Annotated in this window: 13 protein-coding genes; 8 read left to right on the top strand and 5 right to left on the bottom strand. The window is 73.7% G+C overall.

Going from position 1 to position 11,647, the window contains the following annotated elements:
- The first annotated feature begins 7 nt into the window (after window positions 1–7).
- Complete coding sequence (locus tag AB0D28_RS18060) at window positions 8–685, top strand: HAD family hydrolase (protein ID WP_357387028.1); 678 nt, start codon at window positions 8–10, stop codon at window positions 683–685.
- A gap of 101 nt (window positions 686–786) precedes the next feature.
- Window positions 787–2,076: a cation:proton antiporter gene (locus tag AB0D28_RS18055; protein ID WP_357387026.1), complete on the top strand. Its 1,290-nt coding sequence runs from the start codon at window positions 787–789 to the stop codon at window positions 2,074–2,076.
- Window positions 2,077–2,100: 24 nt separating this feature from the next.
- Here AB0D28_RS18055 and AB0D28_RS18050 read toward each other — a convergent pair whose 3' ends face one another.
- Window positions 2,101–3,039 carry an FAD-dependent oxidoreductase gene (locus tag AB0D28_RS18050; protein WP_357387144.1) on the bottom strand — a complete coding sequence of 313 codons (939 nt, stop codon included), beginning with the start codon at window positions 3,037–3,039 and terminating at the stop codon, window positions 2,101–2,103.
- Between the two features lie 100 nt (window positions 3,040–3,139).
- Here AB0D28_RS18050 and AB0D28_RS18045 point away from each other — a divergent pair, with 100 nt between their 5' ends.
- Window positions 3,140–3,364 (top strand): DUF3072 domain-containing protein, encoded by a 225-nt coding sequence (locus AB0D28_RS18045; RefSeq protein WP_357387024.1) that lies wholly within the window; start codon window positions 3,140–3,142, stop codon window positions 3,362–3,364.
- Between the two features lie 2 nt (window positions 3,365–3,366).
- Here the strand turns inward: AB0D28_RS18045 and AB0D28_RS18040 are convergent, their stop codons facing one another.
- Entirely contained in the window at window positions 3,367–3,867 is a 501-nt protein-coding gene (locus AB0D28_RS18040) for a YfcE family phosphodiesterase (protein ID WP_357387022.1), read from the bottom strand.
- Between the two features lie 84 nt (window positions 3,868–3,951).
- The gene (locus AB0D28_RS18035; RefSeq protein ID WP_357387142.1) at window positions 3,952–5,769 is read right to left on the bottom strand and encodes a glycoside hydrolase family 15 protein; all 1,818 of its coding nucleotides are present in this window, start codon (window positions 5,767–5,769) and stop codon (window positions 3,952–3,954) included.
- 112 nt (window positions 5,770–5,881) lie between these two features.
- On the opposite strand from AB0D28_RS18035, the gene AB0D28_RS18030 reads away from it, so the two are divergent.
- On the top strand, window positions 5,882–6,469 hold the full coding sequence (locus tag AB0D28_RS18030) for a general stress protein (protein ID WP_184684403.1): 588 nt from the start codon (window positions 5,882–5,884) through the stop codon (window positions 6,467–6,469).
- 52 nt (window positions 6,470–6,521) lie between these two features.
- Here the strand turns inward: AB0D28_RS18030 and AB0D28_RS18025 are convergent, their stop codons facing one another.
- Window positions 6,522–7,106, bottom strand: coding sequence for a DUF1684 domain-containing protein (locus AB0D28_RS18025; protein ID WP_357387019.1), 585 nt, complete (start codon window positions 7,104–7,106; stop codon window positions 6,522–6,524).
- A gap of 103 nt (window positions 7,107–7,209) precedes the next feature.
- Between AB0D28_RS18025 and AB0D28_RS18020 the strand changes: the two genes are divergently transcribed.
- Window positions 7,210–7,692, top strand: a complete 483-nt coding sequence (locus tag AB0D28_RS18020; RefSeq protein ID WP_357387017.1) for a MarR family transcriptional regulator — start codon at window positions 7,210–7,212, stop codon at window positions 7,690–7,692.
- A gap of 11 nt (window positions 7,693–7,703) precedes the next feature.
- The gene (locus tag AB0D28_RS18015; RefSeq protein ID WP_357387015.1) at window positions 7,704–8,690 is read left to right on the top strand and encodes a pirin family protein; all 987 of its coding nucleotides are present in this window, start codon (window positions 7,704–7,706) and stop codon (window positions 8,688–8,690) included.
- A 45-nt stretch (window positions 8,691–8,735) separates the two neighbouring features.
- On the opposite strand, the gene AB0D28_RS18010 is transcribed toward AB0D28_RS18015, so the two are convergent.
- Complete coding sequence (locus AB0D28_RS18010) at window positions 8,736–8,861, bottom strand: hypothetical protein (protein ID WP_013285371.1); 126 nt, start codon at window positions 8,859–8,861, stop codon at window positions 8,736–8,738.
- Window positions 8,862–9,001: 140 nt separating this feature from the next.
- Between AB0D28_RS18010 and AB0D28_RS18005 the strand changes: the two genes are divergently transcribed.
- Window positions 9,002–10,591: a phospholipase D-like domain-containing protein gene (locus AB0D28_RS18005; RefSeq protein ID WP_357387013.1), complete on the top strand. Its 1,590-nt coding sequence runs from the start codon at window positions 9,002–9,004 to the stop codon at window positions 10,589–10,591.
- Between the two features lie 177 nt (window positions 10,592–10,768).
- The gene (locus tag AB0D28_RS18000; RefSeq protein WP_357387011.1) at window positions 10,769–11,590 is read left to right on the top strand and encodes a SigB/SigF/SigG family RNA polymerase sigma factor; all 822 of its coding nucleotides are present in this window, start codon (window positions 10,769–10,771) and stop codon (window positions 11,588–11,590) included.
- Window positions 11,591–11,647: the final 57 nt, after the last annotated feature.

Raw genomic sequence — 11,647 nt, 5'->3', positions numbered from 1 at the left:
GCCGGACATGGCCGACGACAAGCGACGCGGTGTCCTCTTCGACGTGGACGGCACCCTGGTCGATACGACGTACCTGCACACGGTGAGCTGGTGGGAGGCGCTGCGCCAGGGCGACCACCGGGTGCCGATGGCGCGGATCCACAGGTCCATCGGCATGGGCTCGGACAAGCTCCTCGACCACCTGCTCGGCGCCGAGCGGGACCGGAGCGCCGACGGCAGGCTGCGCGACGCGCACGACGCGCTCTACGCCGAGTACTGGGAGCGGCTGGCGCCGCTGCCGGGCGCCCGTGAGCTGCTGCGCGCCTGTGCGGAGCGCGGGCTGCGGGTGGTGCTCGCCACCTCGGCCGCCGAGCACGAGGTGACAGCGCTGCGGGCGGCGCTGGACGCGGACGACGTGATCGACTCGGTCACCTCGTCGGCCGACGCGCGGGAGAGCAAGCCGGCACCGGACATCCTGGTCGCCGCGCTGGAGCAGTCCGGGCTGGCCGCCGAGCGGGTGGTGTTCGTCGGCGACTCGGTCTGGGACGTGGCCGCCGCCGGCAAGCTCGACATCCCCTGCATCGGGCTGACCTGCGGCGGCACCGGCCGCGCCGAACTGGCCGGCGCGGGCGCGGTGGCCGTGTACGAGGACCCGGCCGCGCTGCTGGGCGCGCTGGGTGACAGCGCCATCGCGTCGCTCGGCTGACGGGCGGCTCAACCGGCCGGCGCGCGCAGGCTTAGCCGGACCCGCTTCGGGGCACTGCTGGACTCCACCGCCCGGCCGCCGGGCGACGGAAGGGTGGTGTCGTGGAACCGGTCGATGTCGCGTTCGCTCTGCTGGGCGTCGGTGCGCTGCTGGCCGGGGTGCTGCCCCGCGTGCTGGAGCGACGGCCACTGTCGATGCCGATCGCGTTCCTCGGGCTCGGCATGCTCGTGTTCGTGCTGCCCACCGGTCTGCCCACACCGGACCCGCTGCGCTGGCCGGAACTGACCACCCACCTCACCGAGGTCGGTGTGATCGTCGCGCTGATGGGCGCCGGCCTGAAGATCGACCGTCCGTTGAGCTGGTCCCGCTGGTCGTCGACCTGGCGGCTGCTGGCGATCGCCATGCCGCTGTGCATCGCCGCGGTGGCGCTGCTCGGGTGGTGGTGGGCCGGCCTGGTGCCGGCCGCGGCGCTGCTGCTCGGCGCGGCGCTCGCCCCCACCGACCCGGTGCTCGCCTCGGACGTGCAGGTGGGCGAACCGACCGATGTGGAGGACTCGGAGGACGAGGTGCGCTTCGCGCTCACCTCGGAGGCGGGCCTGAACGACGGGCTCGCCTTCCCGTTCGTGTACGCGGCCATCGCGATCGCCACCACCGGGCTCGCGCCGTCCGGCTGGCTGGCCGAGTGGTTCGCGGTGGACGTGCTCTACAAGCTCGCCGCCGGGGTGGGTGGCGGGCTGCTCGTCGGCTGGCTGCTCGGCAAGCTGTTCTTCCGCGCCCCGAGCAAGCTGCGGCTGGCCCGGCACTCCGAGGGGTTCCTCGCGCTGGCCGCGACGTTCCTGGCGTACGGGCTGGTCGAGGTGATCGGCGGGTACGGCTTCCTGGCCGTGTTCGTGGCCGCCCGGGCGATCCGGGCCGCCGAGCGCACGCACGAGTTCCACTCCGTGCTGCACGACTTCGCCGAGCAGGTGGAGCGGCTGCTCACGGTGCTGCTGTTGCTGCTGTTCGGCGGGGCGGTGATCGGCGGGCTGCTCGCGCCGCTGACCTGGCCGGCGGCGCTGGCCGGGCTGGCCCTGGTGCTGGTGATCCGGCCGCTGGCCGGGTGGCTGTCACTGCGCGGGGCGCCGGGCAAGCCGGCCGAGCACTGGGTGATCTCGCTGTTCGGCATCCGCGGCGTCGGCTCGTTCTACTACCTGGCGTACGCCACCAGCAAGACCGACTTCCCGCAGGCGGATCTGGTCTGGGCCACAGTCGGTCTCGTGGTGGTGGTGTCGGTGGTGGTGCACGGCGTCGCCGCGACACCGGTCATGCAGCTGCTGGACCGGGCGGGCGAACGCACCGGCGAGGGCGCGCGGGCCGGCTCGGCGGCGCAACCGGTGGCCGCCACCGGCTGAGCACGCGTCGAGTTGTGGCCTGGATCAGCCCAGCCGGGCGGCGAGCGCGCGGCCCAGGTCCCGGCCGGAACGCCAGGCGGTCTGCGCGCGCGGCCGGCCGAACGCGTCGCCGGCCAGCCCGATCCCGTCGTCGTCCAGGTGGTACGTGGCGCCCCCGGACTGCGCGGCAGGGGTCGCGTACGTCCAGCGGTGCACGTGTGTCCACGCGGCCGGCTCGGGCAGTCCGAGCAGGTCGCGGACCGCCTGCTCGATCGCCGGGCCGGCGGCGGCGGGCTGGCGCAGGTGCCCGGCGGCGAACCCGGCGGTGGTGTGCGCGACGAGCACCGGGGCGGCGTCGCCACGCCGGTCGCCGTCGTCACAGACCAGGCTGAGCACGGGGTGGTCGTTGACGAACGCGCCGTGGAAGTCCGCCCAGCGGCGGGCCGGGTACCGCAGCACCCCGGTCAGCGCCGACGACCAGCGCTGCGCGGCCACCGCCCGGGTGGCGTCGGCCAGGGCCGGGTCCAGCAGCGGCGCGGCCTGCGGACCGGGCATGGCCAGCACGACCGCCTCCGCCTCGACGCCGTCCACCCGGGGGCCCGGCTCGACGCGCGTCACCAGCCGTTCGTGCGTCACCGGAAGATCGGCGGCGAGGTGCTCGACGAGCGAGCGCAGCCCGCGCGGGGCGGCCCAGCGCATCGGGCCGCTGACCCGCTCGCGGCCGCCCGGCCCGTACGCGACGAGCGTGTCGGTCCACTCCCGGGCCAGCCCGGCGGCCCGCCACCGGTCCGCCACGGCGGCGAAGTCCGGATCGTCCACTGTGAAGTACGCGGCGCCCAGGTCGGCGGGACGGCCGTCGAAGCGCTTGCTGGCCAGCCGCCCGCCGCTGACCCGGGCGCGTTCGCGCACCCGCACCGGGACACCGGCCCGCGCCAGCTCGGCCGCGCAGGCCACCCCGGCGATGCCCGCACCGACCACCACCACGCCCGCCCGGTCCGCCGTCACCAGGTGATCGTAGGCGGTTGGCGGCATGAACCCGCCCGACCGGGGTAGTGGTACACCTGTTCGAGGAGAGGTGATCAGCATGGCCGACCGCGACAACGCCAGCGGCAGGAACGTGAACCCGGACGCCGCCGTCAAGGACCCGGACGACTGGGTCACCGGCGACGAGCCGCCCACCGCCGCCCAGGAGTCGTATCTGCACACCCTGGCCCAGGAGGCGGGCGAGCCGGTGCCGGAGGGCCTGACCAAGGCCGAGGCGTCCCGGCGGATCGACGAGCTCCAGGCGGAGACCGGCCGGGGCCGCTGAGGTCAACGTGGGGGCAGGCGGTGCAGCTCGACCCGGTCGAGCCGCCCCGCCGCCACCCGGGCGGTCAGGAAGGTGGCGTACGGCTGTGCCCGCCGGTCGGTGGGCGAGCCGGGGTTGAGCAGGCGCAGGCCACCAGGGGCGACGCTGTCCCACGGGATGTGCGAGTGTCCGAAGACGAGCAGGTCGCGGTCGCCGTACGCGGCGGCGCAGCGCTCCTCGCGGCGAGTCTTCGGGCCGGTCTCGTGCACCACGGCGACCCGCAGGCCGTCCAGCTCGACCCGGGCCACCTCGGGCAGCCGGGCGCGCAGCTCCGGTCCGTCGTTGTTGCCGTACACGGCGATCAGGCGGCGCGACCGCTCCTCCAGTGCGTCCAGCAGCGCCACGTCAACCCAGTCCCCGGCGTGCACCACCACGTCCGCGGCCTCGACGGCCGCCCACAGCGCCGCCGGAAGGTCCCGCGCCCGCTTCGGCACATGCGTGTCCGCCATCAAGACCAGATCCACCCCCTCATCCTCCCCCACCCGCCCTCTTCGCCGCGTCGATCATGAACTTGGCGGCACTCAGGGAGATCGACTTCGCCGTCAACCTCATGATCGACGCGAAGCGGTAGCGGGGTGGCGGGCGGAGGGGGCGCGGGCGGCGGCGTCGGTGATGCGGCCGGCGGCGATGATCAGGCCGATGTGCGAGTACGCCTGCGGGAAGTTGCCCACCTGCTCGCCGGTGTCCTGGTCGATCTGCTCGGCGTAGAGGCCGAGGTCGTTGGTGCGGGCGGCGAGGCGCTCGAACAGCCGCCGGGCCCGGTCCAGCTCCCCCGCCTCGGCCAGGCAGGCGGCCAGCCAGAACGAGCAGATCACGAACCCGGCCGGGTCGCCGTCCCAGCGGCGCAGCAGCCCGTCGCGGGACAGCCGCCGCTCCAGCACGTCCATCGTGGCGCGCATCCGCGGATCGTCCGCCGGCAGGAAACCGACCAGCGGCATGACCAGCACCGAGGCGTCCAGGTCGTCGGCACCGAACGCCCCGGTGTACGCACCGACGCGCTCGTTCCAGCCGTGGGTGAGCACGGCCGCCCGGATCTCGTCGCGCGCGGCGGCCCAGCGCGCCACGTCGGCGGGCTCGCCGATGCGGGAGCCGAACCGGACCGCCCGGTCCAGCGCGGTCCAGCACTCCACCTTCGACGACACGTAGTGCCGCTGCGGACCACGCCCCTCCCACATCCCCGCGTCGGGCCGGTGCCAGCCGCGCTCGGCCTGGTCGGCGAGCGTCCGCAGCAGGTCACGGACCTCTGGTGACATCGGATCGAGGTAATACCGCATCAGCCAGGCGGCGTCGAGCACCTCGCCCAGCACGTCGTTCTGCCGCTGCCGCCAGGCGTCGTTGCCGACCAGCACCGGGCGGCTGTGCTCGTACCCGGCCAGGTGGTCGAGGTCGTGCTCGGTCAGGTCCCGCTCCCCCTCGACGCCGTACATGATCGGCACCGGTTCGTCGCCGATCCGGCCCATCGCCCGCGCCACCCAGGTGAACTGCCGGTCCGCCTCGTCCGGGCAGGCGGCCCGCCAGAGGGCCTGGAGCGTGAGGCTGAAGTCGCGCAGCCACACGTAGCGGTAGTCGTAGTTGCGGTCGCCGCCGAGCCTCTCCGGCAGCGAGGTGGTGGCCGCCGCGACGACGGCGCCGCTCGGCGCGTACGTCATGCCCTGCACGGCGAGCGCGCTGCGCCGCACCTCGTCGCGGTACTCGCCCTGGTAGTCGTGCAGCGCCGACCAGGACCGCCAGCCGGCGACCGTCTCGGCCACCACCTCGGCGGCGTCGGGCAGCGCCGGTCGCCCCCCGGCGTACGTCGGGGCGTACCCGAGGGTGAAGCGGTGAGCGCTGCCGGCGCGGGCGGTGAACCGTCCGGCGGCGGCCCCCTCGGCGATGGTCAGCGGGACGTCGGCGCGCAGCTCCAGGCGGCAGGCCCCGGCGGTGGCGGCCACCACCCCGTCGTGCTCGGTGAGGTAGGCGCCGACCCGGCCGTACTCGAATCGCGGCGCGTATTCCACACGCATCGGCACCTCGCCGGTGAGCCCTTCGACCAGCCGGACGAGCACCCGCGGCGAGCGCATCCCGATGTCGTGACCCCGCGCGCCGTGCTCCAGCGCCAGCGCGTCGGTGACGGCGACAGTGCCGGTCGCCGTGGTGAAGACGGTACGCAGCACCAGCGTGTCGTCCAGGTACGACCGGCTGCTGGTGGCCGCGCCCTCCGGGCGGATGCTCCAGTGCCCGGCGTCGGCGTCGAGCAGCCGCCCGAACACCGACGGCGCGTCGAACCGGGGCGGGCACCACCAGTTGACCGAGCCGTCGCTGTCGACAAGCGCCGCGCTGCGCCCGTCGGCGAGGAAGCCGTGCTCGCTGATGTGTCGGGTCGGCACGGGTGTGGCTACCCGGCCCGGGGCACCGGCATGCCTCGCCACATCGGTCCGGTCCGGCGCGTTACCGCTGCCCGGCGGCGGGAACGCGGTGGGTTGACGAAGGAGGATGCTCATGACCAGACCCTCGACTCCGACCGCGGCCTGGCAACCCGGAATGCCGGGCAGCGACAACCTCCCGTCCGGCCCGGGCGGTCGCCCGACGCCGCCGAGCGGGGACGGGCACGGCCCACAGGCCGGTTCGGCGACCGTCACGATCGGCTCGTACCCGGACTATCCGTCCGCCCAGCGCGTGGTGGACTATCTCGCCGACAACCGGTTCCCGGTGGAACGTACCTCGATCGTCGGGACGGACCTCACGCTCGTGGAGACCGTGATGGGACGGCTCACCACGGGCCGGGCAGCCCTGTTGGGCGCCGGCACCGGCGCCTGGTTCGGTTTGTTCATCGGGTTGCTGTTCGGCATCTTCACCGCCGGCAACTGGCTGGCGGTGATCCTGGTCGGGCTGGTGATCGGCGCGATCTGGGGTGCCGTGTTCGGCGCCGTCGCGCACGCCATGAGCGGTGGGCAGCGTGACTTCACGTCGGCCAGTTCGCTGCGGGCCGCCCAGTACGCGGTCACTGTGGACGCGGATCTGGCCGGTCAGGCCCAGCAGCTGCTCAGCCGGATGCACCTGACACCGACCGGCGCGACCGCCCGCTGACGCGGGTACGCGACATCGAGGGAGGGCCCCGCCGGGGTCCTCCCTCGTCGCGTCAGTGGTACGCCCGCTCGCCCGCCCGCAGCGACACGTCCACCCGGTTCTCCGGCGGGGCCAGCGGGCACGCCCACCTGTCGTCGTAGGCGCAGCTCGGGTTGTAGAGATAGTTGGCGTCCAGCCGGACCCGGCCGCCGGGCAGCACGGTCAGGCCCCGCCCGAACGTGCCCTTCACCGTGTCGGTGAGGTACCGGCCACCGCCGTACGAGCCGTCGCCGCAGGTGCCGTCGCGCAGCGGCAGGAACAGCCCGCCCCCGTACGCCTCGATCCACCAGAGCGTCAGCGGTCCCCAGGGCGTCTCGGCGACCGCGACCCGCCGGTACGCGACCACCCCGTCCGGGCCGCCGGTGTCGATGCGCAGCTCGCCGGAGGCGGCGCGCAGCGGCGCCTCGACCACTGCCGACGGGTCGGGCGGGTACCAGCGCAGCCCGGTGAAGCCGGGCCGGTCGGCGGGCGGCACCGGGCTGCTGGGGTGGGTGCGGAACAGCTCGTCGCGCGCGGCCCGGAACCCAGCCAGGTCGAGGCCGGACAGATAGAGCCGGGCCACCCGCTCCCGCCAGTCGAGCAGGTCGAGATCGTCCATCCCCCGACCCTATCTTCAGTTTTCAAGAAGGGCGGCATCAGGCACGATGCCGCATGCGGCAGAGGCGCTTGTTTAAATTTTAAATAGTGCTACTCTCGGAGCCATGACGGAGAGCCTGGACGCGGAGCGGATCGCCTGCTGGCGTGCGTACATCGAGTCGAGCCAGCGGCTGTTCACGCGGCTCGAGGACGACCTGCGCGCCGACAGCGACCTGAGCTTCGCCGACTACCACGTGCTGGTGCTGCTCTCCGAGGTGCCCGGCCAGCGGCTGCGCATGGGTGAGCTGGCCGACCGGCTGGTGTTCTCACCGAGCCGGCTGACCTACCAGATCACCACGATGCAGAAGCGCGGCCTGGTGGCGAAGGAGGCGTGCCCGGCGGACCGGCGCGGCAGCGAGGCCGTCCTCACCGCCGCCGGCCTGCTCGCCCTGCGCGAGGCCGCGCCGCACCACCTGCGCTCCGTGCGCGCCCACCTGATCGACGACCTCGACGACGCCGAGGTCGCCTGCCTCACCCGGGTCTTCGAGCGGCTCGGCCGGCGCCTGCGCGCCGACCGCACCGCGTCGTCCACCCCGGCCGACAAGTAAGGAGCCCCGCGATGCCCGCGATCACCGTCGACGACGTCCTCGTCCTGCCCCGCCTGCCGAAGCTCGGCGAGGCCACCGAATACCGCTCGGTCCGCCGGGTCACCACCGCCCCCAGCGGGTACGAGGGCGAGGGTTTCCCGGTCCGCCGGGCCTTCGCCGGCGTGCCGATGACCGAGCTGGACCCGTTCATCCACCTCGACCAGATGGGCGAGGTCGACTACGCGCCGGGCGAGCCGAAGGGCACCTCCTGGCACCCGCACCGCGGCTTCGAGACGGTGACCTACATGATCGACGGGATCATGGACCACCAGGACTCGACAGGTGGCGGCGGCACCATCACCGACGGCGACACCCAGTGGATGACGGCAGGTAGTGGTCTTTTGCACATCGAGGCGCCGCCGGAGCACCTGGTGATGAGCGGCGGGCTGTTCCACGGCCTCCAGCTCTGGGTCAACCTGCCCCGGGTGGCCAAGATGAGCGCGCCCCGCTACCAGGACATCCGCGGCCGGGAGTCGGCGTTGCTGACCACGCCCGACGGCGGTGGCCTGATCCGGGTCATCGCCGGGGAGGTCGCCGGGCACCGGGGCCCGGGCTCGACGCACACGCCGATCACCATCGCGCACGTCACGTTGCAGCCCGGCGCCGAGCTGAGCCTGCCGTGGCGGTCTGACTTCAACGCGCTGGTGTACGTGCTTGCCGGCCGTGGCACTGTCGGCACCGACCGGCGGCCGATCCACCTCGGCCAGCTCGCCGTGCACGGGCCGGGCGAGGCGCTGCGGATCACCGCCGACCCGACGCAGGACTCCAACACCCCGGCGCTGGAGCTCTATCTGATGGGCGGCCAGCCGATCCGCGAGCCGGTGGCGCACTACGGCCCGTTCGTGATGAACACCCGGGCCGAGCTGATCCAGGCGGTCGAGGACTTCCAGGCCGGCCGGCTCGGGGTGATCCCGACCGGGCGGGTGCCGCACAGCGACGGCCAGGGCGACCGGCCCTGACCCGCTCCGGGCGCCCCGGTTCGCCGGGGCGCCCCGGCGGCGGCCTCAGGAGACGGCGAAGATCCCGGCCACTCCGAGGATCACCATCAACAGGACCGCCACCAGCGCACCCCGCTCCCCCTCCACCGCCTGGTCGCGGTCGGTCACGGTGTTCGTCGTCTCGGCGGGCATGTCGGTGCCTCCTCGGTGTCGCGATCCAGGGGTCCGGCGCACCCCCTGGCGCACGGCACCCACGCGACCTGCTGCTCGCCGTGCGGGGTCCTACCGGGGGTCCTACCGTGTGAGGACGTCGTCGACCTCGGGGGTGGAACGTGACTCTGCGGGACTGGTTCCTCACCGCACAGGAACGCGCCAACCCGAGGTCTGAGTTACCCGCCTGGACCGATGGAAACCTCGCCGAGCCACTGATTCACGGTGCCGCGTACTTTGACCGCCTGGTCAGCGAGGTGGAGTCGTTGTCGGCGGGCGACCACCTGTTCTTCACCGACTGGCGGGGCGACCCGGACGAGCGGATGCGCCCGGACGGCCCGACTGTGGCGCAGCTGTTCGCCCAGGCCGCCCAGCGCGGGGTGATCGTCAAGGGCCTGATCTGGCGCTCCCACCTCGACACGCTCTCCTACAGCGAGGCGGAGAACCGCGACCTCAGCGAGGCGATCCGCGCGGCCGGCGGCGAGGTGTTGCTCGACCAGCGGGTCCGGCGCGGCGGCTCGCACCACCAGAAGCTGGTGGTGCTGCGCCGCCCCGGCGACCCGAGTCGCGACGTCGCCTTCGCCGGCGGCATCGACCTGTGCCACAGCCGCCGCGACGACGCCGACCACGCGGGCGACCCGCAACCTGTCGGCATGTCCCCCCGGTACGGCCCCACGCCGCCCTGGCACGACGTGCAGCTCGCGGTGCGCGGGCCGGTGGTCGGCGCGCTGGACACCACGTTCCGGGAACGGTGGACCGACCCGATGCCGCTGGACTCGGAGAACCCGACGGCGTACCTGCGGGACCGGCTGCGCGGCTCCGACCTGCGCCCGGACCCGCTGCCCGCGCAGCCCGCCGACCCGCCGCCGTGCGGGCCGCACCACGTGCAGGTGCTGCGCACCTACCCGGCGGTGCGGCCCCGCTACTCATTCGCCCCGGACGGTGAGCGCACGGTGGCCCGCGGCTACACAAAGGCGGTACGCCGGGCCCGGCGACTGATCTACCTGGAGGACCAGTACCTCTGGTCGACCGAGGTGGCCGAGCTGTTCGCGCAGGCGCTACGGGAGCACCCGGACCTGCACCTGGTGGCGGTCGTGCCCCGGCACCCGGACGTGGACGGCCGGCTCGCGCTGCCGCCGAACATGGTGGGCCGGGAACAGGCGCTGTCGCTGTGCCACCGGGCCGCGCCGGAACGGGTGCACGTCTTCGACGTGGAGAACCGCGAGGGCACGCCGGTCTACGTGCACGCCAAGGTCTGCGTGGTGGACGACGTCTGGGCCAGCGTGGGCAGCGACAACTTCAACCGCCGGTCCTGGACGCACGACAGCGAGCTGTCCTGCGCCGTCCTCGACGACACCCGCGACACCCGCACGCCGGCCGACCCGGCCGGGCTGGGCGACGGTGCCCGGGTGTTCGCCCGCGACCTGCGGCTGTGGCTGTGGCGCGAGCACCTGGACCGCGATCCCGGCGGCGGGCAGGACGACGACCTGCTGGACCCGGCGGACGCGGTGGCGGCGATCACCACGACGGCGGAGGAACTGGAGCGCTGGCACGCCGGCGGGCGCGTCGGTCCCCGCCCGCCGGGCCGGTTGCGGCCGCACCACCCGGAGCGGTTGCCCTGGCGTACGCGGCTCTGGGCGCTGCCCGCGTACCGGCTGGTCTACGACCCGGACGGCAGGCCGCTGCGGGCCCGGCGAGCCGGTACCTGGTGAGACCCGAATCAACCGCTTCACACCGTTCACACCCGCCTACACCTTAAGTACATCGTACTTTCGGCTAGATTTCCGCAGGACGATCGGGCTATGGTGGCTTCCAAACGTAGGACCAACACCTAAACCTAAGCGTCACGTCTTTTTTCTTCCGTGGACGAGGTGCAGGGAGGACCACCCATGACCGCTCCCACGACGAGCGCCCCGGCGACCACGCCGGCCGGCTCCGCGAAGCTCGACCCCCGCTCGCTCACCGACAGCGCCGCCGACCTGCTCGCCGCGATGGCCGCGCTGCCCGCCGACCACCCGTCCCGGCCCGCGCTGCGCGACCGCGCCATCGAGGCGTGGCTGCCGCTGGCGAACCACCTGGCCCACCGCTACAGCGGCCGGGGCGAACCCAACGACGACCTGGCGCAGACCGCCGCCATCGGCCTGATCAAGGCGATCGACAAGTTCGACCCGTCGCGCGGCGTCGACTTCGCCGGCTACGCCATCCCGACCATCATCGGGGAGCTGAAGCGCCACTTCCGCGACCGCACCTGGGACATCCGGGTGCCCCGCCGGCTCCAGGAGCTGCGGCTGGCGATCTCCGACGCCAACAGCACGCTGCTCCAGACGCTCGGCCGCTCGCCGACTGTCGCCGACATCGCCGCCCACCTCAAGCTCACCGAGGAAGAGGTCCTGGAGGGCCTGGAGGGCGCTCGTGCCTACAACGCGGTGTCGCTGTCCACCCCGACCGGCGACGGCGAGCGGGCCACCGAGCTGGGCGACCTGCTCGGCGGCGAGGACGGCGAGTTCGAGCTGGCCGAGATGCGGGTCGCCCTCGGCCCGGCGCTCGCCACGCTCGACCAGCGCGAGCAGAAGATCCTCACGCTGCGCTTCTACGGCAACCTGACCCAGTCGCAGATCGCCGAGCAGATCGGCGTCTCGCAGATGCACGTGTCCCGCCTGCTGGCCCGGGCGCTGACCAAGCTGCGCGGTCAGCTCGACGGAACGTACTAGCAAGGGGGCGGCGGCCGGGTCGGCGGACCCGGCGTCGCGGCCACCCGGCCCGGTCGG

This window comes from Micromonospora sp. NPDC048169 (genome assembly GCF_040652815.1).
Taxonomy (GTDB): Bacteria; Actinomycetota; Actinomycetes; order Mycobacteriales; family Micromonosporaceae; genus Micromonospora.
Note: the sequence above shows the minus strand (reverse complement) of the source record. Positions and strands in the feature narration are given on the sequence as shown.

Excerpts from the sequence above, each read along its gene's own strand:
- AB0D28_RS18045 (WP_357387024.1), top strand. The coding sequence starts at position 3,140 with ATGGCCGACCGCGACAACGCCAGCGGCAGGAACGTGAACCCGGACGCC.
- AB0D28_RS18020 (WP_357387017.1), top strand. The coding sequence starts at position 7,210 with ATGACGGAGAGCCTGGACGCGGAGCGGATCGCCTGCTGGCGTGCGTAC.
- AB0D28_RS18060 (WP_357387028.1), top strand. The coding sequence starts at position 8 with ATGGCCGACGACAAGCGACGCGGTGTCCTCTTCGACGTGGACGGCACC.
- AB0D28_RS18030 (WP_184684403.1), top strand. The coding sequence starts at position 5,882 with ATGACCAGACCCTCGACTCCGACCGCGGCCTGGCAACCCGGAATGCCG.
- AB0D28_RS18000 (WP_357387011.1), top strand. The coding sequence starts at position 10,769 with ATGACCGCTCCCACGACGAGCGCCCCGGCGACCACGCCGGCCGGCTCC.
- AB0D28_RS18025 (WP_357387019.1), bottom strand. The coding sequence starts at position 7,106 with ATGGACGATCTCGACCTGCTCGACTGGCGGGAGCGGGTGGCCCGGCTC.
- AB0D28_RS18010 (WP_013285371.1), bottom strand. The coding sequence starts at position 8,861 with ATGCCCGCCGAGACGACGAACACCGTGACCGACCGCGACCAGGCGGTG.
- AB0D28_RS18015 (WP_357387015.1), top strand. The coding sequence starts at position 7,704 with ATGCCCGCGATCACCGTCGACGACGTCCTCGTCCTGCCCCGCCTGCCG.